General features: G+C 65.1%; 20 protein-coding genes. 8 read left to right on the top strand and 12 right to left on the bottom strand.

The genetic code is table 11. The features are described 5' to 3' along the window. Positions 1–16: 16 nt before the first annotated feature. Positions 17–970: an AEC family transporter gene (locus KUF59_RS22055; protein ID WP_212461051.1), complete on the bottom strand. Its 954-nt coding sequence runs from the start codon at positions 968–970 to the stop codon at positions 17–19. 106 nt (positions 971–1,076) lie between these two features. Between KUF59_RS22055 and hspQ the strand changes: the two genes are divergently transcribed. Beyond that, positions 1,077–1,409: a heat shock protein HspQ gene (hspQ, locus tag KUF59_RS22050; RefSeq protein WP_212400601.1), complete on the top strand. Its 333-nt coding sequence runs from the start codon at positions 1,077–1,079 to the stop codon at positions 1,407–1,409. Between the two features lie 72 nt (positions 1,410–1,481). Here the strand turns inward: hspQ and KUF59_RS22045 are convergent, their stop codons facing one another. Further along, positions 1,482–2,321 carry an invasion associated locus B family protein gene (locus KUF59_RS22045; RefSeq protein ID WP_212461050.1) on the bottom strand — a complete coding sequence of 280 codons (840 nt, stop codon included), beginning with the start codon at positions 2,319–2,321 and terminating at the stop codon, positions 1,482–1,484. Positions 2,322–2,629: 308 nt separating this feature from the next. Here KUF59_RS22045 and KUF59_RS22040 point away from each other — a divergent pair, with 308 nt between their 5' ends. The 3 genes from KUF59_RS22040 (at position 2,630) to KUF59_RS22030 (ending at position 7,242) form a co-directional block, all read left to right on the top strand. Next, the gene (locus KUF59_RS22040) at positions 2,630–4,423 is read left to right on the top strand and encodes an extracellular solute-binding protein (RefSeq protein WP_249140635.1); all 1,794 of its coding nucleotides are present in this window, start codon (positions 2,630–2,632) and stop codon (positions 4,421–4,423) included. 4 nt (positions 4,424–4,427) lie between these two features. Beyond that, on the top strand, positions 4,428–5,927 hold the full coding sequence (locus tag KUF59_RS22035; RefSeq protein WP_212461049.1) for a class I adenylate-forming enzyme family protein: 1,500 nt from the start codon (positions 4,428–4,430) through the stop codon (positions 5,925–5,927). 85 nt (positions 5,928–6,012) lie between these two features. Then, positions 6,013–7,242, top strand: a complete 1,230-nt coding sequence (locus tag KUF59_RS22030; RefSeq protein WP_212461048.1) for a GGDEF domain-containing protein — start codon at positions 6,013–6,015, stop codon at positions 7,240–7,242. A gap of 606 nt (positions 7,243–7,848) precedes the next feature. On the opposite strand, the gene KUF59_RS22025 is transcribed toward KUF59_RS22030, so the two are convergent. From KUF59_RS22025 to KUF59_RS22015, 3 genes are all read right to left on the bottom strand, one after another. Beyond that, positions 7,849–8,355, bottom strand: a complete 507-nt coding sequence (locus KUF59_RS22025) for a hypothetical protein (RefSeq protein WP_212461047.1) — start codon at positions 8,353–8,355, stop codon at positions 7,849–7,851. A 359-nt stretch (positions 8,356–8,714) separates the two neighbouring features. Continuing rightward, positions 8,715–12,233: a transcription-repair coupling factor gene (mfd, locus tag KUF59_RS22020; RefSeq protein WP_212461046.1), complete on the bottom strand. Its 3,519-nt coding sequence runs from the start codon at positions 12,231–12,233 to the stop codon at positions 8,715–8,717. After that, positions 12,230–12,520 carry a succinate dehydrogenase assembly factor 2 gene (locus KUF59_RS22015; protein WP_212461045.1) on the bottom strand — a complete coding sequence of 97 codons (291 nt, stop codon included), beginning with the start codon at positions 12,518–12,520 and terminating at the stop codon, positions 12,230–12,232. Before KUF59_RS22015 ends, mfd begins: the two co-directional genes overlap by 4 nt. A gap of 204 nt (positions 12,521–12,724) precedes the next feature. Here KUF59_RS22015 and recG point away from each other — a divergent pair, with 204 nt between their 5' ends. After that, a complete protein-coding gene (recG, locus tag KUF59_RS22010) occupies positions 12,725–14,833 on the top strand; it encodes an ATP-dependent DNA helicase RecG (RefSeq protein ID WP_212461044.1) in 2,109 nt (702 codons plus the stop codon). Here recG and KUF59_RS22005 read toward each other — a convergent pair. From KUF59_RS22005 to glmS, 5 genes are all read right to left on the bottom strand, one after another. After that, positions 14,830–15,000 carry a hypothetical protein gene (locus KUF59_RS22005; protein ID WP_212461043.1) on the bottom strand — a complete coding sequence of 57 codons (171 nt, stop codon included), beginning with the start codon at positions 14,998–15,000 and terminating at the stop codon, positions 14,830–14,832. The genes recG and KUF59_RS22005 overlap by 4 nt on opposite strands. Before the next feature lie 105 nt (positions 15,001–15,105). Then, entirely contained in the window at positions 15,106–15,369 is a 264-nt protein-coding gene (locus KUF59_RS22000; RefSeq protein ID WP_212461042.1) for a hypothetical protein, read from the bottom strand. A 132-nt stretch (positions 15,370–15,501) separates the two neighbouring features. After that, positions 15,502–16,356 (bottom strand): NAD(P)-dependent oxidoreductase, encoded by an 855-nt coding sequence (locus KUF59_RS21995; RefSeq protein WP_212461041.1) that lies wholly within the window; start codon positions 16,354–16,356, stop codon positions 15,502–15,504. A 104-nt stretch (positions 16,357–16,460) separates the two neighbouring features. Continuing rightward, positions 16,461–17,240, bottom strand: a complete 780-nt coding sequence (locus KUF59_RS21990; protein ID WP_212461040.1) for a DUF502 domain-containing protein — start codon at positions 17,238–17,240, stop codon at positions 16,461–16,463. 89 nt (positions 17,241–17,329) lie between these two features. Continuing rightward, on the bottom strand, positions 17,330–19,156 hold the full coding sequence (gene glmS, locus KUF59_RS21985) for a glutamine--fructose-6-phosphate transaminase (isomerizing) (RefSeq protein WP_212461039.1): 1,827 nt from the start codon (positions 19,154–19,156) through the stop codon (positions 17,330–17,332). A gap of 222 nt (positions 19,157–19,378) precedes the next feature. Here glmS and KUF59_RS21980 point away from each other — a divergent pair, with 222 nt between their 5' ends. Then, positions 19,379–19,597: a hypothetical protein gene (locus tag KUF59_RS21980; protein ID WP_212461038.1), complete on the top strand. Its 219-nt coding sequence runs from the start codon at positions 19,379–19,381 to the stop codon at positions 19,595–19,597. A 6-nt stretch (positions 19,598–19,603) separates the two neighbouring features. On the opposite strand, the gene glmU is transcribed toward KUF59_RS21980, so the two are convergent. Next, positions 19,604–20,971: a bifunctional UDP-N-acetylglucosamine diphosphorylase/glucosamine-1-phosphate N-acetyltransferase GlmU gene (glmU, locus tag KUF59_RS21975; RefSeq protein WP_212461037.1), complete on the bottom strand. Its 1,368-nt coding sequence runs from the start codon at positions 20,969–20,971 to the stop codon at positions 19,604–19,606. Positions 20,972–21,165: 194 nt separating this feature from the next. Here glmU and KUF59_RS21970 point away from each other — a divergent pair, with 194 nt between their 5' ends. Together KUF59_RS21970 and KUF59_RS21965 are read left to right on the top strand one after the other, a co-directional pair. Further along, a complete protein-coding gene (locus tag KUF59_RS21970) occupies positions 21,166–22,461 on the top strand; it encodes a hypothetical protein (RefSeq protein WP_212461036.1) in 1,296 nt (431 codons plus the stop codon). Positions 22,462–22,575: 114 nt separating this feature from the next. Further along, the gene (locus tag KUF59_RS21965; RefSeq protein ID WP_212461035.1) at positions 22,576–22,956 is read left to right on the top strand and encodes a hypothetical protein; all 381 of its coding nucleotides are present in this window, start codon (positions 22,576–22,578) and stop codon (positions 22,954–22,956) included. Here the strand turns inward: KUF59_RS21965 and KUF59_RS21960 are convergent. Further along, positions 22,916–24,499 carry a glycoside hydrolase family 17 protein gene (locus tag KUF59_RS21960; protein ID WP_249140622.1) on the bottom strand — a complete coding sequence of 528 codons (1,584 nt, stop codon included), beginning with the start codon at positions 24,497–24,499 and terminating at the stop codon, positions 22,916–22,918. The genes KUF59_RS21965 and KUF59_RS21960 overlap by 41 nt on opposite strands. Positions 24,500–24,593: the final 94 nt, after the last annotated feature.

Genomic DNA, 24,593 nt, shown 5'->3' with positions numbered 1-24,593 from the left:
GCGGCGTTAGCGCCTCTCAAGGAAAAGCCAACCGGCCGGTCTGGATCAGCCACATCACGCTGGTCAGCGTGACCACGGAGGCAAAGGTCCCGAGCAGCACCGCGACCGAAGCGGATTCGATCCAGGCGTCGTTCTGACGCGCGATGACGAACACGTTCAGCGCCGGCGGCAGTGAGGCCATCAGCACGGCGGTCGCGGCCCATGGCTGCGCGAACGGGCCGAAGGCGAGCATGAGGCAGAGCGCTGCGAGTGGATGGACGAGGAGTTTCACCGCGATCACGCCGGGCACTTCCCAGGGCACGCGGTCGAACGGCCGCAGCGCCACCGTGACACCGAGCACGAACAGCGCGGTCGGCGCCGCGGCATTTTGCAGGAAGGCGATGGTGCGATCGAGCGCGACCGGCAGCTCGATATGGAGCGCGGCGACGGCCGCGCCAAAACAGGCCGACATGATCAGCGGGTTGAGCACGATCTGCTTTGCCACGACGCCGAAGGCGTGCACGATCGAGGGATGATCGCGGTCGGAGAGCTCGATCAGGAGCGGCACGATCGTGAACAGGAAGATGCTGTCGCAGCAGAAGATCAGCGCGGTGGGCGCCGCGGCCTTCGATCCGAGCACCGCGAGCGCGAGCCCCGGGCCCATATAGCCGATATTGCCGTAGCCGCCGGAGAGGCCTGCGAGCGTCGCCTCGCGCAGCGACAGCCGGCCCAAAACCTTTCCGACGACGAGCGCGATGGTGAACGCGGCGACGGTCGATAGCGTGGTTGCGACCAGGAACGGCGGGTTGTTCAGGTCCGCGAATGGCGTCTTCGACATGATCGCAAAGAGCAGCGCCGGCAACGACACGTAGAGCAGGAAGAAGTTCATCCAGGCGAGGCCCGATTCCGGCAGGGACTTGGCCTTGCCGCAGGCAAACCCGACGAAGATCAAGCCGAAATAAGGTAGAGCCAGATTGAGGATATCGACCATTTATAAAGCGGTTTCTGAGGCAATTGGGGCTATCCGCCCGCCCTCCGCAGGTTAATTCCAAGCAAGGGCACTAGCATCGGCCACAATCCTGGTCTATCGACGAAGCATGATTAAAGCGCGGACCGCCAAATTCCAGATCGGACAGGTCGTGCGCCACCGGATCTTCTCGTTCCGGGGCGTGATCTTCGACATCGATCCGGAATTCAACAACACCGAGGAATGGTGGCTGTCGATCCCCGAGGAGGTGCGCCCTCACAAGGATCAGCCGTTCTACCATTTGCTGGCGGAAAACGCGGAGTCCGAATACGTCGCCTACGTCTCCGAGCAGAACCTGCTGCCCGACGATTCCGGCGAGCCGATCCGCCATTCGCAGGTCGCCGAGATCTTCGTCAAGGACAAGGCCGGCGGCTACCGCCCGCGCAACCCGTCGCTGAACTAACCCGCGATCCGCTCGGTACGAAAAAAAGGCGCCCGATCGGGCGCCTTTTTCGCGTCTCTCTCTTCGGCAGAATTACTTCTGTCCGGTCGGCGCGGCGCCGGGGGCTCCACCGCCCTGCTGCTCGAGCTTCTTGCGCGCTTCTTCAGCCTTCTTCTGAAGCTCTTCCTGAAGCTTCTTCTGGGTCTCCTCGAACACCTTCGGATCAGTCGGCGGACCGTCATAGGCCTTCTGGAATTCTCCGGCCAGCGGCAGCGGCAGGGTCAGCGGCGCGCCGTTGGCGTTGATCGCCTGCACCACGAGGTTTTGACCCTTCTTCATGTTGGCGATGAGCTCGGGCGTCGCCTCATAGTCCGACATACAGCCGTTGGCGAAGCAGATCACGTAGGGGCTCTGCAGCGGCGCGTTGTTGTCGACGATGATGCGGGTACCGTGCACGAGTTGCATGCCGAGCGGCAGCGTCACGCGCAAAATCTTCTTGGGCTCGCCTTCCGGCTCGATGATGACGGCGGCGATAACCGGCTGGCCGGATTCGATGCGGCCGTCCTTGCCGGTGAAGCAGACCTGCTTGGCGTTGGCGTCCTGGCCCTTGAGACAGAACTTGGTCCAGGGCGCGTAAATGAGCTGCACCTGCTGGTCGGCAGCGGGCGCACCGCCAGCGGCGGGGGGCTGACCGGCGGCGGCCGGGGGCTGCTGGCCCTGGGTCTGCGGCGCAGCGGCGGGCGCCTTGGGGGCGGCCTTTGGAGCAGCCTTCGGCGCGGCGGGCGCGGGAGCCTGAGCCGCCTTCGGCGCACCCGGGGCCGGCGCCGGCGTCTGGGCTTCGGCGGCCAGGGGAGCGATCAACGCTGTAGCCGCCAACAGGGCGAGAACTCGCCCGCGCGGACGAACCGACGCGGCCAAAATACGGAAATTCATTGCGGAAAACCCTTTCTGAACGGGAAGTGCCCGAACCGCTCTGGAGCGCCGAACCCAGGCCGCCTTGGCGCGGCTGTCTCCCCGTCAATTGAGGCGGTTAAGTGACGGGTCAGGAACTCCTGTGCGATTGCCCGCCTTCTTAACGTGGCGGACGAAAAGATCAATGCCGACAAGCATCTTTGACGCAGATGCGGATGCGCTTCGGCCTGGGCCATTATGCTAGGATTTGAGCCGTGGCCGGCCCTTCCGAATCAATCTCCATGCCGATGTTCATGTTTGCGCGCGTGAGCGCCCGCTTTCTTGTCGGCATGGCGTTCGCCATCGGCCTCGTGGCGCCAGGTCCCGTGGCCGCCGAAGAGAGCTACGCCATCGCCATGCATGGCAAGCCGGCCCTGCCTGCCGACTTCACCCACATGCCCTATGCCAATCCGGACGCGCCGAAGGGCGGCAAGCTGGTCTGGGGCATTCTCGGCACGTTCGACAGCCTCAATCCGCTGATCGTCAAGGGATTGGCGGTCCAGCAAATGCGGAACTACGTGGTCGAGAGCCTGCTCGCGCGCGGCAATGACGAGGCCTTCACGCTCTACGGCCTGCTCGCCCGGACGGTCGAGACCGACGACGCCAGAAGCTATGTGACGTTCCACATCGACCCGCGGGCGCGCTTCTCCGACGGTAAGCCGGTGCTTGCCGACGACGTCCTGTTCTCCTGGGAATTGTTGCGCGACCACGGCCGGCCCAACCATCGGCAATATTACGCCAAGGTCGTCAAGGCCGAGACATCAGATCCCCTCACCGTCCGCTTCGATCTCACCGGTGCCAACGATCGCGAGCTGCCGCTGATCCTGGGGTTGATGCCGGTGCTGCCGCGGCACGCAGTCGACGTCGCGACCTTCGAGGAGACGACGATGACCAGCCCGATCGGCTCGGGCCCCTATCGCGTCACTGCGGTGAAGCCAGGCACTAGCGTGACGCTGACCCGCAATCCCGACTATTGGGGCCGCGACCTGCCGGTCAATCGCGGCCTCTACAATTTCGACGAGGTCAGGCTCGACTATTACCGCGAGGCCAACGGCCAGTTCGAAGCGTTCAAGCGCGGCCTCTACGATTTCCGCGTCGAGCATGAGCCGCTGCGCTGGCACGACGGCTATGATTTCCCGGCCGCCAGGAGCGGCGAGCTGATCCGCGACACCATCAAGCCCAGCGTGCCGTGGCCGTCGGAATTCCTGGTGTTCAACACGCGGCGGGCGATTTTTTCAGATATCCGCGTGCGGCAGGCATTGACGCTGCTGTTCGACTTCGAGCTCATCAACCGCAGCTATTTCTTCGGGCTCTATGCGCGCACGCCCAGTTTCTTCGCCGGATCGGAACTGTCGGCCTATAGCCGTCCTGCCGACGCCATCGAACGCGAGCTGCTCAAGCCGTATCTCGCCCATATCCCGCCGGACATTCTCGACGGCAGCTACCGCCTGCCCGTGACCGACGGCTCGGGGCGCGATCGCACCACGCTGCGCGCGGCGCTCAAACTCCTGTCGGAGGCCGGCTACGATCTCGACGGCACCGTGCTGCGCAATCGCGCGACCAGGGCGCCCTTCACCTTCGAGATCCTGGTGACGACGCGCGACCAGGAGCGCATCGCGCTCGCCCTGGTGCGCGATCTCAAGCGCGCCGGCATCGAGCCGACGGTCCGCGCCGTCGATCCCGTGCAGTTCGACCAGCGCCGGCTCGGCTACGAGTTCGACATGATCCAGAACCGATGGGACCAGTCGCTGTCGCCGGGCAACGAGCAGTCCTTCTATTGGGGAAGTGCGGCCGCCGACAATCCGGGCACGCGGAACTACATGGGCGCAAAGGATCCAGCGATCGACGCCATGATCGCGGCCCTGCTCGATGCCCGCGAGCATCCTGCCTTCGTGTCGGCGGTGCGGGCACTCGACCGTGCCCTGATGTCGGGGTTCTACGGTATCCCCCTGTTTAACGTATCGGAGCAATGGATCGCGCGCTGGAATCGGATAGAACGGCCCAAGGCCACCGCCCTGTCTGGCTATCTGCCGGAGACGTGGTGGCACAGGGTGGACGCTCAAGGACCGCAACCAGCGAAGTGACGCCGTGAACCAGCCAGCCGTATCGCCGACGCTCGACACGCTGTTCCAGCGCACGCTGGCCCGGCAGCCGCACGCACCGGCGCTGCTCGATCCCATCAACAAGATGCGCGTGACCGGGCATATCCCGCGGCGGCTGACCTATGCGGAGGCCGATCGCGCCATCGAGACGCTGTCGGCGCATTTCGTCGAATCGGGGCTGCCGGCCAATTCGGTCATCGCGATCCAACTGCCTAACACCATCGAATTCGTGCTGACGGTGCTGGCCGCTCATCGCGCCGGCCTCGTGGTTGCCGTGCTGCCCCTGCTTTGGCGGCACGCCGAGCTAGCGGCGGCGCTGAACCGCACCGCGGCGCGCGCCATCGTCACCATGAGCAAGGTCGACGGCGTCATCTATTCCGATCTCGCCATGCACGCGGCGGCAGAGGCCTTCTCGATCCGTCACGTCTTCGGCTTCGGCAGCGAGCTGCCGGAAGGCATGGCCTCGCTCGACGACGTGTTGGCGCGCCCGCCGGGCACCACGCGCAGCGTGATCCAGGACGGTCGCAAGGCGGCGATTATCTCGTTCGACGTCACCGCGGAAGGGTTTCGCCCGGTGCCGCGGCCGCATTTCAGCTTGATAGCGGGCGGGCTCGCGATTTCGCTCGAGGCCGACATTCCGCAGGGCGCAACCGTGATGGCGGCGTTCACGCCGATGTCGTTTGCCGGCCTCGCCGCTTCCCTCGCGGTGTGGCTCCTGTCCGGCGGCACGCTGGCGCTGCATCATCCCTTCGACAACGAGGTGCTGGAGCAGCAGGTCAACGAACAGGGCTGCGAGGTGCTGATCGCGCCGGCCCAGCTCATGCTGCGGCTCGGGGCTGATCTGGCAGCGCGGATGCCCGGCCTACGCAACGTCGTCGGCCTGTGGCGCGCGCCGGAGCAGGTCGCCGCCAGCGACGCCTGGACCTCGCCGCACGCCCCGCTCACCGACGTCTATCTGTTCGGCGAGGCCGGCCTGTTCGGCGTGCGCCGCGGCGAAGACGGCGTGCCGGTACCAGTCATGCCCGGGCTGCGCGGCGCGGTCCGGGAGCAATCCGGCTCCTCGATCGCCGGCGAGATCTTGCTGACGCCGAGGAACACGCTCGGGCTGCGCGGACCGATGGTGCCTATCGCGGCCTATGCCCCGCCCCAGCCGGCCGACGACACGCTGATGGCCCAGCCGGCGCGCGACTATGTCGACACCGGCTTTGCCGCGCGGATCGACCGCCCGAGCGGGGCGATCTGCATCACGGCGCCGCCGTCCGGGATCATGGCTGTCGGCGGCTACCGCTTCCTGTCCAACGACCTCCAGGAATGGGCGCGCCGGCTCGGCCAGGGGGCGCTGCTGACGGCGCTACCGGATCGCCTGAGCGGCCACCGACTGGCGGGACGGGCCCACGACAACGCCCGCGCCCGCGAAGCGCTCAGCGAACTGGGCCTTAACCCTCTGATGGTCGAGGCCTTTCGCGACCGCACCGGACCGGCCTGAGCGCACTTTTGTCCATCCCGTTGACCGGGCATTAAGGCGGCCGAACTAGATTCCCGCTCGTTTAATTGCGTCATCCGAGTTTGCGATGTCCCAGGCGGGCCCGATCCTCTTCGTCTCGAATACCCCTCGGCCAACCTATATCTCGGGGCTGGACGAGGCCCGACTCTTCCCCGTCATCGACAGCGATTGGGCAAACGCCGCAAGTGCTGTGGCGCAGGTGCAACCTGCCGCCGTCCTCGCCTCGCTCTCGGGCGGACACGAGGCGCATCTTGCCGGTGTCGCCAGGGCGATCGCCGACCAGCAGCTCTACCTTCCCTTCGTCGCGGTGGATGCGCAAGGCTCGCTTCCGCACAACGCGCTGCCGTTCTCCTTGCGCGGCGCCAATTCCGACCGCCTGGTCGCACGGCTGCGCGCCGCCATGCGTGTACGCACGCTGCATGCGACCGTGCTGCGCCGGCTGCCGGAGGTGACGACGCCGATCTCGCTCCCCGACACCGATCCGGCGCGCGATGCGACCGTGCTGCTGATTGGCCGCGGCTCCGCTTACCCAGCGCTCTCCGTCGCGCTCGGCGAGCGCACCGGCGTGGTCGGTGCGCTCTCGATCGAGGCTGCCGCGAAACATCTCAACACCCGCGACATCGACGGCGTCGTGCTTGCGGAAGGGTTTTCCGCGCGGGTGGCCGACGCATTTATCACGGTGCTCGCCGAGGACACCCGCTTCCGCAATTTGCCCGTGGTCGTCACGGCGCAGCAGCTCTCGATCCAGCACGATCTTCCAAATCTCGAGCTGATCGCCGGCGAGCCCGCCAAGATCGCCGCCGCCGCGCTGCCGCTGATCCGCCAGCATGCCTTCGAGGCGCAACTGAGCCGCACGCTGCGCTCGATCGACGCCGGCGGCTGGCTCGATCCGCGCAGCGGCCTGCTGACGCCGGAAGCGTTTGGCCGCGACTTCGCCAAGGCCGTGGAGCAGACCTTGTCACGCGGCGGCGGGCTTTCAGTGGCGCGTTTCGCCTTCGACCCGCGCAATCCCCGCGCCCAGCTCGACGCTGCGCGCATCCTCAGCCGCCTGATGCGCCAGATGGATTTTGGCGCCGCCCAAAAGGACGGCTCGGTGATCGTGGTATTTGCGGAAACCGATTTCCGCACCGCCCATATGATCGCGCGCCGCCTGTCCGCGGTGATGCGGCACACCTCCAACGGCAAGCGCGAGCCGCGCAGCGAGCCCGTGGTCAGCGTGGATTCGCTGTCGCCGTCGGACACCGCGAAGACGCTGCTGTCCCGCATCTACGCCGACGCTCCGCGCGCGGCGTCGTAGGTCTTATAGACGTTTGATGTCTGCTTTCGGAAGCGGACCGGTCTTGCCATTGCGGGCTGGGACTTTTGCTCTTGTCGCCCCCTCCGAAGGAGGCATGTTCCAGCTGACGCTTAACGACATGGATCAAGCCGTTGTCGTCCAACGGCGTATGCGAAATCCATGGCAAAGCGAAACTTGTAACTTTCGTGAAGCCCAAATCAAATAGAACCTGCCCGGAGGGCCGGCCATTCATCTTCGATCACGAGAACAGAAAGGTCCCAATCAGCAAGCCCGCAGCGAAAGCGAAAAGCCCCAAAGTGCAGGATGAAACGATACGGACAAGGATGCGAACCTGCTCCTCGTACTCCTCTTCTGCGGTCTTGTGGGACTGAGCCGTCACTGCAACTGCCCTGCCATCGCTCAGATTTGGCGAATATACGCTCGAAATCATGGCCAACGGGAGGCAGCCCCTCCGCGATGCCCTGTTCGTGATCTGGGGCATCTCTTCAACGGGGAGGATCATTGAAGCCTCCTTTGAGGTCCATTCAATGGGCTTAGCGGACGGAATTTGCTCGCGTTGAGGCTTTCGCGTTTTGACCCAAATTTGCGGTTTTGGGGTTTCGCCCATCACTCTCTGACAAATTCGACCGGAAGAGGCGCGTCCTGAACTCGAAATAGGTAGGTTAGGCTGTCCATCCAGCTTGACGGGCTGACGACCTGCGTCGCTCTAAACACGGCCGTTGCGCTATCGAGCACGGTAACCTCGCGAGCCGCTCCGAATGTCTCAGCATTTGCCTCGAAATGCTTCCGTATCCCATCGGCGCCTGTCCGGGTTAGTTGCCACGCCGATCCACTGAGCGCGGCTCTCATGCCATTCGCCGCCGCTTCTAGCACGTGCGGAGCAATCTCCGGTGCGAGGTTCACGACAACCCTATCCAATTGAACCCAGCCAAACTCCTCATGCCCGACCTTATCGCGAGAGACGCGCAGTTCGCCTGAGTAGATGCCCAAGCTTCCTGACGGCCGCACTTTTAGTTCGATGGCAACGTTTTTTCCGTCGATAGCATTGCCGACAAAATGACAACTCGCCTTGGGGTCGCTCTTGGAAAACCTCCAGCACGGTTGCTGGCCCATCCCTCGAACATGGACCAACGTGAATGCTGTCCCAGTCCTTGCAATGAGATCTGCGTAGAAGCTTCCGGGGTTTGGCTAAAATCCGCCCAATGTGATCGTCCAGCTTCATGGTTCTTTGAAACTCAAGCGTAGCATCGGTAGATGGCGACGGCCGGCGATCAACCAATACGATTGCGTTCCTGATCTTTTCGCTTGAGCTGGGTAGATGATGGAAAGGAGATGCGCTCCTCTTCAGAGCGTGGACTGTTGGCCCTTGCCGATATGCCCTCGTGCCTCACCAACGACCGCTTTCAAGAGAAAAACGGACGTGCCAACTCTGCCTAGGCTCATCGGCCTCATGAGTGCACCCCTGGTCGGAATCACGCGGCCTTCTTGCTCGTGGCGAGACCCGCGAGCTGCCGCAGGATCTCGGTCGTGCCGGCAAGCCGCTCCTCCGGCGTCTCCCAATCCTGGAAGAACACCACTTTCATGTCCGGCCGCACTTTTGCGGCCTGGCCGTGGCTGCGGATGAAGGTCACGAGCCGATCGGGATAGGCAAACGAGTTGTCGCGGAAGCTGATGACCGCGCCCTTCGGGCCGGCATCGACCTTCTCGACATTGGCGCTGCGGCAGAACGCCTTGATCGCGGCGACCTTGAAGAGATAGCGCACCTCGTCGGGCAAGACGCCAAAACGGTCGCGCATCTCGGCGCCAAAATTCTCGATCGCCTCCTCGGTGTCGAGATCGGCCAGCCGCCGGTACAGCGACAGCCGCACCGAGAGATCGCCGACGTAGTCTTCCGGGATCAGCACGGGCATGCCGATGGTGATCTGCGGCGACCAGCGGTCGGCCGCGGGCTCGGACACGCCGGCCTTGAGGTTGACGATCGCCTCCTCCAGCATCGACTGATAGAGCTCGAAGCCGACCTCCTTGATGTGGCCTGACTGCTCCTCGCCGAGCAGATTGCCGGCACCGCGGATATCGAGGTCGTGCGAGGCGAGCTGAAAACCCGCACCCAGCGTCTCCAGCGATTGCAGCACGGTAAGGCGACGTTCGGCCTGCGCCGTGATCTTCTGCTGCGCCGGCAGCGTGAACAGCGCATAGGCGCGCAGCTTGGAGCGACCGACTCGACCGCGGAGCTGGTAGAGCTGGGCAAGGCCGAACATGTCGGCGCGATGCACGATCAGCGTGTTGGCATTGGGAATATCGAGGCCGGATTCCACGATCGTGGTCGACAGCAAAATGTCGAACTTGCCGTCGTAGAACGCCGTCATGATGTCCTCGATCACGGCGGGCGGCATCTGCCCGTGCGCGACGGCGACCTTCATCTCCGGCACGTTCTTGTCGAGGAAGTCCTTGACCTCTGCGAGATCGTCGATGCGCGGCACGACGTAGAACGCCTGACCACCGCGATAGCGCTCGCGCAGCAGCGCCTCGCGGATCATCAGGGGATCGTGGGGGGCGACGAAGGTGCGGACCGCAAGACGATCCACCGGGGGCGAGGCGATGATCGAGAGTTCGCGGACGCCGGTCAGAGCCAGTTGCAGCGTGCGCGGGATCGGCGTCGCCGAGAGTGTCAACACATGCACCTCGGAGCGGAGTGCCTTCAGCCGCTCCTTGTGGCTGACGCCAAAATGCTGCTCCTCGTCGACGATGAGCAGGCCGAGGTCACGGAACTTGATCGCCTTGCCGAGCAGCGCATGGGTGCCGACGACGATGTCGACGGAGCCGTCGGTCAGCCCCTTCTTGACCTGGTTCAGCTCCTTGGTCGGGACCAGGCGCGAGGCCTGCGCGACGTTCACCGGGAAGCCGCGGAAGCGTTCAGTGAAGGTCCGGTAATGCTGGCGCGCCAGCAGTGTCGTCGGCACCACGACCGCCACCTGCTTGCCCTCGAGCGCCACCGCAAACGCCGCGCGCAGCGCCACCTCCGTCTTGCCAAAGCCGACGTCGCCGCAGATCAGCCGGTCCATCGGGCGGCCGCGCTCCAGGTCCTTCAGCGTGGACTCGATCGCGCCGAGCTGGTCCTCGGTCTCGTCATAAGGGAAGCGGGCGCAGAACTCGTCATAGTGCCCGGGCTGCACGGGCAGTTTCGGCGCCTCATGCAGCATCCGCTCGGCGGCGATCTTGATCAGCTCGCCCGCGATCTCGCGGATGCGATTCTTCAGTTTTGCCTTGCGCGTCTGCCAGCCGGAGCCGCCGAGGCGATCGAGCTCGACCGTGGTCTGGTCGGATCCGTAACGCGACAGCAGCTCGATGTTCTCAACCGGCAGGAACAGCTTTGTCTCGGCGGCATAATGCAGTTCGAGACAGTCATGCGGTGCGCCGGCGACGTCGAGCGTCTGCAAGCCAATAAAGCGGCCGATGCCGTGATCGACGTGGACCACGATATCGCCGGCGGCAAGGCTCGTCACCTCCGAGATAAAATTATCGAGCTTGCGGCTCGCCTTGCGCGGCCGCACCAGGCGGTCGCCCAAAATGTCCTGCTCGCTGATAACAGCGATGGCGTCGGTCTCAAAACCGGCCTCTAAGCCGAGCACGGCGAGCATGGTCTCGTTGCGGGGCGTCGCCTGCACCGTCCGCCAGGTATTGACGCTGGTCGTGTGCGTCAGCTTGTGGTCACGCAGCATCGAGGCCATGCGGTCGCGCGAGCCCTCGGTCCACAGCGCCACGACCACCTTCTTGCGCTCGGCGTGCAGCGCCTGCACATGCGACACCACGGCTTCGAAGACGTTGACGGTGGTGTCGTTGCGCTCAGGCGCAAAGTCCCGCCCCTTGCGCGCGCCGGCATCGACGATCGAGACGCCATCAGCCGGCACCGAGAATTGCGTGAGCCGCGCCAGCGCCATGTCGGCGATGCGCTTGCCCCACTCCTCTTCGGTCAGATAGAGCCGGTCGGGCGGCAGCGGCTTGTAGATGGCGCCGCCGGCCGGATGCTCCAGCGCGTCGCGCCGCGCCTGGTAGTAGTCGAGAATCTGCTTGAAGCGCTCGCGAACGGCGTCCTCGGCCTGCGGCTCGATCGCGATCGGCGCGCCCTGGAGATAGTCGAACAGCGTGTCCATCCGCTCCTGGAACAGCGGCAGCCAGTGCTCCATGCCGGGATGGCGGCGGCCTTCGCTGACGGCTTCATACAGCGCATCGTCGCGCTCGGGCGCGCCGAACTCGGCGACATAGCCCATGCGGAAGCGACGGATGGTGTCGGTAACGAGCTGGAATTCCGAGATCGGCACCAGATCGAGCGAGCGCATGTCCAGGAGCGTGCGCTGCGTCTCCGCGTCGAACGAGCGGATCGACTCCAGGCTGTCGCCGAAGAAGTCGAAGCGCACGGGCTGGTCGAGGCCGGCCGGAAAGAGATCGAGGATGCCGCCGCGCACGGCATATTCGCCGGGCTCGCGCACCGTGGAGGAGCGGTTGTAGCCGTTATGCTCCAGCCAGGCGACGATGGTATCCATCGGCACCACATTGCCGGGCGCAAGCGACAACGCCTGTGCCGCCACCAGATCGCGCGAGGGCACGCGCTGCACCATGGCGTTGACGGTGGTCAGCACGATCAGCGGCTTGTCGCTGCCGGTCAGCGAAGCGAGCCGCGCCAGCGTGGTCAGGCGCTGCGCGAGGATACCGCCATGCGGCGAGACGCGGTCATAGGGCTGGCAGTCCCAGGCCGGGAACAGCAGCACCGGCAGATCGGGCGCGAAGAACTGCAGCGCGCGTTCCAATTGCTGCATGCGCGGACCATCGCGGCAGACGACCGCAAGGCTGACCGCCGGCTTCTTCGGCCGCGCCGCGATGGCGCGCGCGAGATCGGAGACGACGAGCCCCTCCGCGCCTTCAGCGACATTGGCGAGCGTCAGCGCACGGCCAGGTGCAAGCAGCTCGGCCGGCGATTTCGATTGCGGTTTCATGAATTGTCGCCCGCCGCGGGAAACGCCTTGATGCGCGCGAACAGCGCGCCCGGCACATCCGCCGGGAGCTCCTTGTCGCCGGTGATCGCGGCATAGAGATCGGGATCGGGTACCTCGATCAGGCGCTCCAGCTCGGCCATTTCAGCCTCGGACAAATTGCCGATCTCCGCATCCGCAAAGCGGCCCAGGATGAGGTCCATCTCGCGCGTGCCGCGGTGCCAGCAGCGGAACAAAAGCCGCTTGCGGCGGTCATCCAGGCCGCCGCTCGATCGTGTCGTTCCCGTCATTTTCGCAAATCCGTCCAACGCCAAAAGCCCGGACGTGCCGGGCGGGGGTGATATAGCCACTCGAACGACCGATGTCAGCCCTTTGTTGCGTCGGGCCATCTCCCCAATTTGTCATGGCCGTGCCTCCCGTCTTGGGACGAAAAAAGACGTGGATGCCCGGCATAAAGCCGGGCATGACGAGGAGAAACGATCCAAGATTCCGCCATGCGCCCCAGCCTGCTCAATCCGCTGTTTGCTGCCGTGACCAGCCTGCCCGGCGTCGGTCCGAAGCAGGACAAGCTGCTGCGCTATCTGCTGAGCCGCGATGAGACGCCACGGCTGGTCGATCTCCTGCTGCACTTGCCGAGCCAGGTCATCGACCGCCGGGCGCGGCCAAAGATCCGCGACGCCGTTGCCGGCACCGTGGTGACGCTGGAAGTCACCATCGACCGCCACCGCCCGCCCCCGCCGCGCAATTCGCGCGCGCCGTATCTCGTCTATGCCAGCGACGATACCGGCGACGTCGTGCTGACCTTCTTCCGCGCAAAGCCCGGCTATGTCGAGAAGCTCTTGCCGATGGGCGAGAAGCGCTACGTCTCCGGCACGTTGCAGATGTATGACGGCATCCCGCAGATCGTGCATCCCGACCGCGTGCTGGATGAGGAGGCCATCGCAAAGCTCTCCGGCATCGATCCGGTCTATCCGCTCACCGAAGGGCTCGCGCTCGGCTCGCTGCGACGGGCGATCGCGCAGGCGCTGCAAAAGCTGCCCGCTTTGCCGGAATGGATCAGCCCGGAGGTGCTGCGCCGCTGCCACTTCCCGCCAATCGCAGAAGCCTTGCATCGCGTGCACCAGCCGGCCGAGCTCACGGACATCCTGCCCGACCAGCCGTTCTGGTCGCGCCTCGCCTTCGACGAGCTTTTGGCAGGACAGCTCGCGCTGGCCCTGATCCGCGCGCAATTGCGTCGTCCGGCCGGCGTGCGCAATGCCGGCGACGGCCATTTGCGCAACAAGATCATCGACGCCCTGCCCTACGCCCTGACGCCGTCGCAGCGCAATGCCGCCGCCGCCATCGCCGATGATCTGAAGCAACCCGTGCGCATGCTGCGCCTGCTGCAAGGCGACGTCGGCTCCGGCAAGACCGTGGTGGCGTTGCTTGCGGCCGCCGCCGTCGCCGAAGTCGGCAAGCAGGCCGCGCTGATGGCGCCAACCGAAATTCTGGCGCGCCAGCACATCAAGACCATCGCCCCGCTCGCCGAGCGCGCCGGCGTGCGGGTTGCGATCCTCACCGGCCGCGAGAAGGGCAAGGAGCGCCGCGACATCCTCGCCCGCCTCGCCGAGGGCGAGATTGACCTCCTCGTCGGCACGCATGCGCTGATCCAGGACGATGTTATCTTCAAAGATCTCGCGCTCGCGGTCGTCGACGAGCAGCACCGCTTTGGCGTGCGCGAACGTCTCGCGCTGACCTCGAAGGGCGAAGCGGTCGACGTGCTGGTACTCAGCGCCACGCCTATCCCACGCACCCTGGTCCTCACTTACTTCGGCGACATGGACGTCAGCGAGTTGCGCGAAAAACCGGCCGGCCGCCAGCCGATCGACACACGTGCGGTACCGATGAGCCGTATCGAGGAGGTCATGGAGGGCGTCGGCCGCGCCCTGCAGTCGGGCAAGCTGGTCTACTGGATCTGTCCGCTGGTCGAGGAGTCCGAGGCCGAGGGCACCGAGCATCTCACCAACGCGACAAAACGTTTCGAGAGCCTGCAAAAGCGCTTTGGCGACCGCGTCGGGCTCGTCCACGGCCAGATGAAGGGTACCGAGAAGGACCGCGTGATGGCAGAGTTCGCCGCCCACGAGATCGGGCTTCTGGTCGCGACCACAGTGGTCGAGGTCGGCGTCGACGTGCCGGCCGCGACCATCATGGTGATCGAGAACGCCGAACGTTTTGGCCTTGCGCAACTCCACCAGTTGCGCGGCCGCATCGGCCGCGGCTCGGAGGCCTCGACCTGCCTCCTGCTCTACTCAGAACCACTCGGCGAGATGTCGAAGGCACGGCTCAAGGTGATCCGCGAGACCACAGACGGTTTTCGCATTGCGGAGGAAGACCTCAAGCTGCGCGGCGAAGGCGACGTGCTCGGCGTGCGCCAGAGCGGCCTGCCCGGCTACCGCATCGCGCGCTCCGAGGTGCACGGCCAGTTGATCACGCAGGCGCGCGACGAAGCGTTGCGGATCATGAAGGATAATCCCAAGCTGCAGGGCGAGCGCGGCGAAGCGCTGCGATGCCTGCTGTATCTGTATGAGCGGGATGAGGCGATCCCGCTGATCGGCGCGGGCTAGGTCTTTTCTGCGCCGCGCACGGCGCTCTTCTCCTGGATGCCGATCGCCTGCTTCACCTTCGTCACGACCTTCGTGACGTAGCCGGTATAGTGTCCGTCTGCGAGCTCCTGGTCGGCCATGTAAAGCACTGTCACGGCGATCGCGGCTGCGAGGATTCCCCTGATCACGATTGCCCCCACGGGTTCGTTGTAAGGGGAGATTGCCTCCCGCGCAGACGCGACGGCCATTGATCTAGATCAACGGCGAGGCGCGGCCCGGCGATCGCGCAGCCTCTATTTCGGCAGGCATTCGACGTTATAGGCAATGATGACGTGCGATGGATCGCCCTTGCCGATGGCCTTCAGGTCTTCAAGCCCGCTTCTCAGCCTGGCGCCGGCATCCTTCAGGCTGCCCTCGAGCGCGGATTTCGCAGCCCTGCATCGCTCCTCGTTCGAGAACTCCTGAAACACGACGTGCGGGAGCAACCGCCAATCCGCCTTGTCGCTGGTTGCGGCAGGACTGATTGAGTAGGAGAAGACGTACATCAGGACCCACATCGATATCCTCCGCTCGGATACGACGCGGCCTGGCCGGCAGGCCGCCGTTCTGTGTTCGGCGCCTGCGATAACTCTCCCACCTCACGAAGAGATCATGACATAGATCAACGAGACCGCGCGCGGCTGGACCGTTCAGCCCTTCTTCCCGCCCTTCGCTGCAAACGCCCTGAGCAACTCCGTATCCGCGCCCTCGCCCTTCGCATCCTCGGCCAGATGCTCGAACCACCGCGCAAATCCCTCGTAGATCTGGCTTGCCGGATGATCCGGCCCGAGGAAGCCCGATATCTCCCGCATCTCGGCGACCCAGCGATAAGCCTTCGGAATCATGTCCGGCAGCGCGACCTCGAGCTTCGCCAGCATCGCAGGCTGGCTCAGTGCGAGTTCGGCGCGCAAGGCATCGGCAGCACCCGCCTTCGTCGCCGCGAGCACCATCGCCGAGCCGAGGCCGGCCAGTCCCTTGTTGATGCCGGCGTAGGCCATCTTGAGCGCAGAGGCAGCGCCGACCGGGCCTTCGACGATCCGTACATCGAGGCCGAGATCCCTGAGAACGGTGACATCCTTGGCGTGCTCGCCCGCCATATAGAACGCCGGACTCTTGCCCCCTCGCTGCGGCGGGAAGCCGATGATGCCGGCATCGACGAACGGCGCCTGGGCCGAGCCGATGATTTCCTCAATGCGGAGCACGGTGTCGACATTGACGGCGTTGCAGTCGACGACGACCGGTTTCTTGTCCCGCTTGACGATCAGTGCGGCGAGCCGCTCGGCGAGCGCCACCGCCTCGCCCGGCGGCACGATCGAGAGGATGATGTCGGCCGCCGCGATCGCATCATCCTCGGCGCCGACCATGCCGGCATCGGCGGCCCGCTTCAGCGTCGCTTCGCTGCGGCCCCTCAGCGAGGTCAGCACGCGCGCGCCATGATCGCTCAGGCGGCGGGCGACGGCACTGCCCATGGCACCAGGCGCCAGGATCGCAATGGTTGGGGACATCGTGCACTCCAAGTCGAATTCCGAGCGATGCGCTCGGTTCAACCGGAGAATAGCAGAGGACGCGCAGCCTTACGTGAACGCGGCCATCCCGCACCGGAATGGCCCTACTCCACCTTCGCAGGCTCGGGTGCCAGCCTCGAGGCGTTGGCGATGCGCGCCGCATTCGCCATGCCCGCGAGAGCGGCGGCCTTCTTGGGGTCGGGTGCCGAGCCCGGCTGCACCACGCCGGCCGACATGATCAGCGTCGCAGCATCCTCGGCGCTCAGCTCGACCTCGATGATCTTGCTCCTGGGCACGTAGAAGAAGAAGCCGGTCGTCGGGTTCGGCGAGCACGGCAGGAACACCGAGACATGCTCCTCCTGCCCGGGCAGGCTGCGCGCGACGTCCTCGCTCGGCGATTGCGAGATCAGGACGATCGACCACATGCCCGGCGAGGGAAACTCGACCAGGCCCACTTTCCGGAAGCTCGAGCCCTTGCCCGAGAACAGCGTCTCGAACACCTGCTTCAAACCGCGGTAGATGGCGCGCACGGCCGGGATCCGGCCCAAGAAGGTCTCACCGACATCGACCAGCGTCCGGCCGATCAAATTGGCCGCGAGGAAGCCGACCAGCGTCAGCGTAAAAAATGCGACGATCAGCCCCCAGCCGGGAACGCCGTAAGGCAGATAGGTCTCGGGACGGTAGGCCAGCGGCACGAAGGGGCGCACCACGCCGTCGACCCAGGTGACAAACCACCAGACCAGATAAAGGGTGATCGCGATCGGCCCGGTGACGATGAGGCCGGTGAGAAAATAGTTGCGGAAACGGCCCATCAGGCCGGTATGCGGTTCCGGCGGCAAGTCTGGCAGGGGCGCGGGCGGGGACGCGTCGTCGCGGGCGGTCATTCGGGTTCCAAGTCGGTCGCTTCACTCTAGCTAGGTGCTTCTAGCAGATTTTTGAAGGCGCGATGCGACCGATGGAGTGCTCCTTCTGCCTATTCGACGGTCACCGATTTGGCGAGGTTGCGCGGCTGGTCGACGTCGGTCCCCATCACGACGGCCGTATGATAGGCTAGCAATTGCACGGGGATGGCATAGACGATCGGCGTGAACGCCGAGCCCATGTCCGGCAGCACGATGGTGACGAGTGAATCCACCGTCGCCTCCTCGGCCCCCTTGGCATCGGTCACCAGGATGATGTTGCCGCCACGGGCCGCCACCTCCTGCATGTTGGAGACGGTCTTTTCGAACACCCGGTCGTAGGGCGCGATGACGACGACCGGCATGGTCTCGTCGATCAACGCGATCGGGCCGTGCTTGAGCTCGCCGGCGGCATAGCCCTCGGCGTGGATGTAGGAGATCTCCTTCAGCTTCAGTGCGCCTTCCAGCGCGATCGGGAAGCTGGTGCCGCGGCCGAGATAGAGCACGTCGCGGGATTTTGCGATGTCGCGGGCGAGCTTTTCGATCTGCGGCTCGGCGACCAGCGCCGCTGCGATCAGGCGCGGGATCTCGACCAGGCCCTGGACGAGCTTGGCCTCGTCGGCGTCGGACAGTTCGCCGCGCGCCTTGCCGGCGGCGACCGCCAGCGCGGCGAGCACCATCAACTGGCAGGTGAAGGCTTTTGTCGAGGCGACGCCGATCTCGGGCCCGGCGAGCGTCTGCAGCACGGTCTCGGCCTCGCGCGCGATCGTCGAGGTCGGCACGTTGACCACCGCAACGGTGTGCGCGCCCTGCTCCTTGGCGTAACGAAGGGCTGCGAGCGTGTCGGCGGTCTCGCCGGACTGTGAGATGAAGACCGCAAGGTCGCCCTTGCGCAAGGGCGCCTCGCGGTAGCGGAACTCGGAGGCGACATCGACCTCGACCGGCACGCGCGCAAAGCGCTCGAACCAGTATTTTGCGACGTAGCCGGCATAGCTGGCGGTGCCGCAGGCGGTGATGGTGATGCGCTGGACGTCGTTGAAGTCGAACGGCAGCTTGACCGGCAGCGCAACGCGCTCGGACGCCATGTCGACGTAACGCGCCAGCGTATGCCCGACGACCTCCGGCTGCTCGTGGATTTCCTTGGCCATGAAGTGGCGGTAGTTGGCCTTGTCGACCAGGAAGGACGACGCGCCCGACTTGAGCACCTCGCGGTTGACCACGGCGCCGCTGGCGTCGTGGATCACGCCAACCTCGTGTGACAGCACGACCCAGTCGCCGTCCTCGAGATAGCTGATGGTGTCGGTGAACGGCGCGAGCGCAATCGCGTCCGAGCCGAGATACATCTCGCCGTCGCCATAGCCGATCGCAAGGGGCGAGCCCTTTCGCGCGCCGATCAGGAGATCGCCATGGCCGGCGAACAGGAAACCGAGCGCAAAGGCGCCGCGCAGTTGCGGCAGCGAAGCCTTCACGGCCTCCTGCGGCGACTGGCCCTTGAGCAGATAGGAATTGACGAGATGCGCGACGACCTCGGTGTCGGTCTCGCTGGAAAACTTCGCGCCCTGCTTCTCGAGCTTCTCGCGCAGCTCGCGGAAATTCTCGATGATGCCGTTGTGCACGACCGCGACGTTCTCGGTCGCGTGCGGATGTGCATTGTGCTCGGTCGGCTTGCCGTGCGTAGCCCAGCGGGTGTGGCCGATGCCGGTCGTGCCCTGAAGCGGCTCGGCGTCGAGTCGCTTCTCCAGGTTCTTCAGCTTGCCCTCGGCGCGCCGGCGCTCGAGACGATCACCTTCGAGCGTGGCGACGCCCGCGGAGTCGTAGCCGCGATATTCGAGACGTTTGAGCGAATCCACCAATTGCTCTGCAACCGGCGTGCGCCCGAGAATGCCGACAATCCCGCACATGCGGATCAATATCCCCCAAATCGTCGAAAAATCATCAAAACGACGCGTGCAGTTTTTAGCGAAGTTCCTAAGGAACCAGATACTCAATAATTATTGCGGATTGCGACAGCATCGCGCTGCAACGGTTGAGACCTGCGACCTGGATTCGCGGGCCTTTAACCCTGCACTTTAACTCTCTGTCAACAGATTTGCCCAACGATTCACGACCGGGAGATCAAGGCCATGAAGGGCTCGTCCGACCGCAAAGGTCTTTCGTCGACGTATCTGCGAGCCAGCGAAACCACTGGCACGCATCTGGCCCATTGGCCGCCGCCGCAGCGCGGCAAGGAAAGCAAGCCGGTCTTCGTCAAGCATCAGGCTGGTGAGCCGGTGAAGCGCGCAAAACCGCGCGGCTGGCGCCTGACGCGCGCGATCTTTTCGGAGTTCGCCGAGGACGAATAGCGCCCCTCACTTCTCCGGCTTCTTTTCGACTTTCTTGCCGCCTGTCTTCATCTCGCGATAACGCGCAGCGCCGCCTTCGCGGATGGTCTGCTGATTGCGCTCCAGCGCCATCGCATCGTCGGGCACGTCCTTGGTGATGACGGAGCCGGAGCCGATATAGGCGCCGTTGCCTATTCTGACCGGCGCCACCAGCGACGAATTGGTGCCGACGAAGGCGCCCGTCCCGATCACCGTCTTGTGCTTCTTGAAGCCGTCATAGTTGCAGGTGATGGTGCCGGCGCCGATGTTGGAATTGGCCCCGACGGTCGCGTCTCCGATGTAGGAGAGATGGTTGACCTTGACGCCGGCCTCCAGCGTCGCGGCCTTGGTCTCCACGAAATTGCCGATGCGCGCGCCGTCGCCGAGCGAGGTGCCGGGCCGCAATCGCGCATAAGGACCGATCGACACGTTCTTGCCGAGCGTGGTTTGCACGATGTGCGAGAAGGAGTGGATGACGGTGCCGTCTGATATCGAGACGCCGGGACCGATCACCACGAACGGCTCGATCGTCACGTCCTTGCCGAAAATCGTGTCAGCGGCGAGATAGACCGTCTCCGGCGCGATCAGCGTGACGCCCTGCTCCATCGCAGCCTTGCGCAGCCGCGCCTGCATCACGCCCTCTGCCTCAGCAAGCTGCGCCTTGGTGTTGATGCCGCGCACCTCGTCCTCGCTGGTCTCGATCACCACGGCTTCTCCTCCTTGCGCGCGGGCAATGCCGACCGCGTCTGGCAGATAATATTCACCCTTGGAATTCGCGTTGCCTATTCTGTCCAGGATGGCGAGCGCGCGACGTCCGTCAATCGCCATCACGCCGGCATTGCACAGCGTGATCTTGCGCTCCTCAGGCGAAGCATCGGCGTGCTCGCGGATCGCAACGAGCTGATCGCCTTCCACCACGAGCCGGCCGTAGCCGGTGGGATCGGCGGCGCGAAAGCCGAGCACGGCGAGCGCGGCACCCTTGCGCAACGGTGCGCGCAACCGCTCGAAAGTCTCGGGCGTAATCAGTGGCGTGTCGCCGAACGCGACCAGAACGTCGTCCATCCCTTGCGCAATGGCCTCGCGTGCCGCGAGCACCGCGTGCGCCGTGCCGAGCCGTTCGCGCTGCACGAAGATCAGCGCGTCGGAGCGGATGCGCTTCGCCTCATCAGCGACCGCCTGGTGATCCGGTCCGATCACGACCGCGAGCGAGGTGCCGGTTCCCTTCGGTGCTGCGCCGAGCACATGCGCAAGAAGCGACGCTTGCGCCACCGGATGCATCACTTTCGGCAGGCTTGAGCGCATGCGCGTGCCTTCGCCGGCCGCGAGCACGATCGTGAGGCTTGAGCGAACGGTCATTAAGGTCCTTGCCTGTTTCCTGCCAATCCCTGGTGTCGGCCGAATCGATCCTGATGTCGCGAGCGACAGCTAGGCGCCGTCATAGAGACGTTTTGCTACCCCCGCAAAGGCCCGGAATTCAAGTGCGACACGCTTTTCCTGTTAATGTTCCCTGATTGATTCGGGGAAGCTGGACAGGGCTGGGCACGCAGTTAATGGCAAAGGATTCCGACCCATTGGCCGGCGCCTTCGACACCAGGGAGTCCGGCGGGATTCTGTCCGGATTGCTGGCCGAGGAAAACGAGTTCGATCGCCGCACGATGTGGCGGCTGGGCTCGTGGGGCGTGGCCGCCGTCGGCGCCATCGTCGTCGCCGTGATGGCCAATCAGGCGCAGCTCGGCTGGCGGCGCGATCAGGTCGCATCCGCCGATCTTGCGCGCCAGGCCGAGCGGCTTGCGGTCCTGACCAGGGAAAGCCAGAACGAAGCGCGGCGACTGACGGCCGCCATCGAAACACTCAACACCGACCGCGATCGCCTCTACACGCGCGTCACCGTGCTCGAGCAGGGACTCGACTCCGTGACCGGCGCCATCGCAAAGCAAGCCGCGGCGCCGGCGCAGCCGGCGCCGACGAAGCCCGAGCCGTCGTCAGCGCCCGCGCCGCAAGCCGCAGCGCCGGCGGTCGCGCCCGTCGCCTCGACGCCGGCGAGCGACAAGCCGGCCAAGGAAGCCGCAAACAAGGAGGCAGCAAACAAGGAAGCCGCGAAGGAGCATGCGAGCCCGCAGCAGACCGCAGCCCCGAGCGCATCGATGCCGGCAGCGTCCGAGCTACCGGCCATTCCGCTCGTTGCCGCCAAGTCGATGATGGCGCCGCCGGACCCTGCTGCCTCAAAACTGATGCAGCCGGAGATGTCGGCCAAGCCGAAGGACCAGTCGCAGCCGACGGACGTGGCCGCGGCTCCGCCCAGCGCAGAGCCGGAGGCCGCCACGGAGAGCGAAGCGCCGGCGATCACGGTTCAGCAGACCCGCTTTGCGGTCGATCTCGGCAGCGCGAACTCGGTGCCCGGCCTGCGCGCGCTGTGGCGCGGCCTGACCAAGTCGAATCCGGATCTGGCAAAGCTTCGGCCGATCATCATGGTCAAGGAGAGCAAGACCGGGCTCGGCATGCAGCTTCGGCTCGGCGCGGGGCCGCTGGTGAACGCGGCAGCCGCCGCAAAGATCTGCGCCGCATTGTCGGAGACCGACCGGAGTTGCGAGACTGCCGTGTTCGACGGCCAGCGGCTGTCGATGCAGGGGCAAGAAAAGGGGCAAGACAAGGGTCAGGAGAAGGTTCAGGACGCGAGCCCGCAAGCCGAGACGCCGGCGGCGTCAGCCGCGAAGCCCGAAAAGCCGCACCGGCGGAGCTATTCCTCAAAGCGCTCCAAGCGCGAGGAACCGCCGCCGCCACCGGCGGCCGCGCCCGCCAAGCCGGAGACGACCTCGACGCTGTCCTCATTCTTCAGCCGACGCTAAATCCAAGCCAAAAAGCCGCGTTACCTCAGATCGTTAGCGCCCAGTTCTGAGACGAATTCACAAGCCGCAGCCACAGCGGTTGCTACAGCCCGCCTTCCCGACCATATTGGCCCCATGAAGAAGAAGCCGTTCCGCCTCACGCCCTACCAGGTCCAGTTCCTGCTCGTCGTCGGATTCGTCAGCGTCGGGTATGCGCTCTATGTGCGCTACCTCGCGATCGAGTTCTCGCAAGTGTCGCTCGCCTGCGACGCCGGCCTTCAGACCATGATCTGCAAGGCACGCGCGACCGCGACCTCGCTGTTCAAGAACTCGGTGTTCGGCATCGTCGCGCTCGTGGTCGCGACGCTCAATCTGATGCGGCCCTCGATCGTGCTGTTAACGCTCGGCGTGATCGCCGCGGGCCTCGGCATCGTCCTCTACAACATCGTGTTGTCGGGGATCGCGATCGGGCTGCTCATTCTGGGATTTGCTCGGCCCGCGCCCGCCACAGCGTGAACGCCAGCACCAGATAGATCGTGCAGGTCCACAGCGACTGCCAGTTCTCGCGGCCTTCATTGAGCAGCACGTAGATCGCCGACAGCGCCAAAAGGCCTGCGAAGATTGCCTCCGCAATCGGACGCACGCCGCTTTGCGGACGGTTCACCAGCAGCATCGCGAACGGCACCACCGCCATCGTCAGCGAGGCGAAGGGAAAGTCGCGGTAGCGCGGATCGAACACGAAGCCGAGCGCGGTCTCGGACGCGATCACGGCGGTGACCGCCAGCGTCAGTCCGAGCGCGACCGAAAGCTTCGACCATTTGCGCCCGTCGCGCGGGCCCAACAGTTCGAGGAAGGTCGGCAGTCCCCGCCCCGACACCAGCGCCTGCGAGCAGAAGATCGGCGAGAGGATGCCGGCTGCGAGCAAAGCGCCCCATTGCAGCCAGCCTCCCCAGCCGTAGCTCTCGTAATACATCTTGTCGAAGGCGACCCCGAGCAGGATGCCGCCCGCAGTCGCCGAAATGCCGACGCCGAGCCACGCCGAGAAGCGCGGCGTCCAGGGCCGCCGGCGCAGCGTCAGGCCGGCGACGACGAACACCAGCACGCTCAGGCCCATGCCGGCGCCCATGTAGGATTTCCAGAACGGGAAATTGCTGATCGGCTCGCCCGGCGGATATTTGAGCGAACGGTGGATGGAATCGAGCAGGCCCCAATAGCCGCCGACGGTGCCCTCCAACCGCCGCTTCCACGGCTGGTCATAGGCCTCGATCAGGTTGACGCGAAAACCTTGCGCCTTGGCCAGCGCGAGGATCTCGGAGACCACGCGGGCCTGATTGGTGCGCGAGGGCAGCGCACCTTCGCGCATCCGCCCTTCGCTGGGCCAGCCGGTCTCGCCGATCAAGATTTCCTTGCCGGGAAACGCCACCGCCATCTGCTGGCGGATCGAATTGACGTGGCTCGCCGCGAACTTGGCGCGGATCGGCATGTCCTCCCAATAGGGCAGGATATGGATCGTGACGAAATCGACGGCCTCGTAGATCTCGCGGTTCTTGAGCCAGTATTCCCAGACGTCGGCATAGGTGACGGGAACCGTGACCTGCGCCTTCACCGAGCGGATGATGGCCGCGAGGTCTGCGGTCGTCATCTCGCCGCGCAGCAGCACCTCATTGCCGACCACGACGGAGCTGATGACGGCGGGAAATTCCTTGGTCAGCCGGACGACGGTCGCAACCTGCGAGAAATTCTTGACGCGGTTGCTCGAGAGCCAGATGCCCTGGATCACCTTGAGCCCGCCGACCTTGGCCGCGATCGCCGGCACCTGGTCGAGCCCATTTTCAATGGAGTAAGTCCGCACGCACTCGGAAATGTCCTTGAGCTGGCGGAGATCCTGCTCGATCTGCTCGGCGTCGATATGGGTCCATTCGTTGAGCGGCGTCTGGTCGCCGCGGAACGGCGCGTAGGAGACGCATTGCAGTTTCGCGCTCGGATCAATAGGCGCGCGCGCGAGCGTGATCGGCGTGGCCAGCCACCACCACACGGCAGCAATCGCACCCAACGACATGAGCAGGAGCGCCAGTGGCGTACGAACAGTAATCGGTTCCGTCCTCCGCAAAGGGGTCCGTCGATTACCTGCTTGGGGGCCGTCTGCCAAGGGG

Origin of the sequence: Bradyrhizobium arachidis (genome assembly GCF_024758505.1) — a bacterium.
GTDB classification, from domain to species: domain Bacteria; phylum Pseudomonadota; class Alphaproteobacteria; order Rhizobiales; family Xanthobacteraceae; genus Bradyrhizobium; species Bradyrhizobium manausense_C.
The sequence above is the reverse complement of the archived record's forward strand: the minus strand, read 5'-3'. Positions and strand labels throughout refer to the sequence as shown.

What these genes read in the sequence shown, in the direction of transcription:
- KUF59_RS22040 (WP_249140635.1), top strand. Translation starts at nt 2,630, where the DNA reads ATGGCGTTCGCCATCGGCCTCGTGGCGCCAGGTCCCGTGGCCGCCGAA.
- KUF59_RS21995 (WP_212461041.1), bottom strand. Translation starts at nt 16,356, where the DNA reads ATGTCCCCAACCATTGCGATCCTGGCGCCTGGTGCCATGGGCAGTGCC.
- KUF59_RS22055 (WP_212461051.1), bottom strand. Translation starts at nt 970, where the DNA reads ATGGTCGATATCCTCAATCTGGCTCTACCTTATTTCGGCTTGATCTTC.
- KUF59_RS22030 (WP_212461048.1), top strand. Translation starts at nt 6,013, where the DNA reads ATGTCCCAGGCGGGCCCGATCCTCTTCGTCTCGAATACCCCTCGGCCA.
- glmU (WP_212461037.1), bottom strand. Translation starts at nt 20,971, where the DNA reads ATGACCGTTCGCTCAAGCCTCACGATCGTGCTCGCGGCCGGCGAAGGC.
- KUF59_RS22025 (WP_212461047.1), bottom strand. Translation starts at nt 8,355, where the DNA reads ATGGGCCAGCAACCGTGCTGGAGGTTTTCCAAGAGCGACCCCAAGGCG.
- KUF59_RS22045 (WP_212461050.1), bottom strand. Translation starts at nt 2,321, where the DNA reads ATGAATTTCCGTATTTTGGCCGCGTCGGTTCGTCCGCGCGGGCGAGTT.
- KUF59_RS21965 (WP_212461035.1), top strand. Translation starts at nt 22,576, where the DNA reads ATGAAGAAGAAGCCGTTCCGCCTCACGCCCTACCAGGTCCAGTTCCTG.
- hspQ (WP_212400601.1), top strand. Translation starts at nt 1,077, where the DNA reads ATGATTAAAGCGCGGACCGCCAAATTCCAGATCGGACAGGTCGTGCGC.
- recG (WP_212461044.1), top strand. Translation starts at nt 12,725, where the DNA reads ATGCGCCCCAGCCTGCTCAATCCGCTGTTTGCTGCCGTGACCAGCCTG.
- KUF59_RS21980 (WP_212461038.1), top strand. Translation starts at nt 19,379, where the DNA reads ATGAAGGGCTCGTCCGACCGCAAAGGTCTTTCGTCGACGTATCTGCGA.
- KUF59_RS22000 (WP_212461042.1), bottom strand. Translation starts at nt 15,369, where the DNA reads ATGTGGGTCCTGATGTACGTCTTCTCCTACTCAATCAGTCCTGCCGCA.
- KUF59_RS21990 (WP_212461040.1), bottom strand. Translation starts at nt 17,240, where the DNA reads ATGACCGCCCGCGACGACGCGTCCCCGCCCGCGCCCCTGCCAGACTTG.
- mfd (WP_212461046.1), bottom strand. Translation starts at nt 12,233, where the DNA reads ATGAAACCGCAATCGAAATCGCCGGCCGAGCTGCTTGCACCTGGCCGT.
- glmS (WP_212461039.1), bottom strand. Translation starts at nt 19,156, where the DNA reads ATGTGCGGGATTGTCGGCATTCTCGGGCGCACGCCGGTTGCAGAGCAA.
- KUF59_RS21960 (WP_249140622.1), bottom strand. Translation starts at nt 24,499, where the DNA reads ATGTCGTTGGGTGCGATTGCTGCCGTGTGGTGGTGGCTGGCCACGCCG.
- KUF59_RS22015 (WP_212461045.1), bottom strand. Translation starts at nt 12,520, where the DNA reads ATGACGGGAACGACACGATCGAGCGGCGGCCTGGATGACCGCCGCAAG.
- KUF59_RS21970 (WP_212461036.1), top strand. Translation starts at nt 21,166, where the DNA reads ATGGCAAAGGATTCCGACCCATTGGCCGGCGCCTTCGACACCAGGGAG.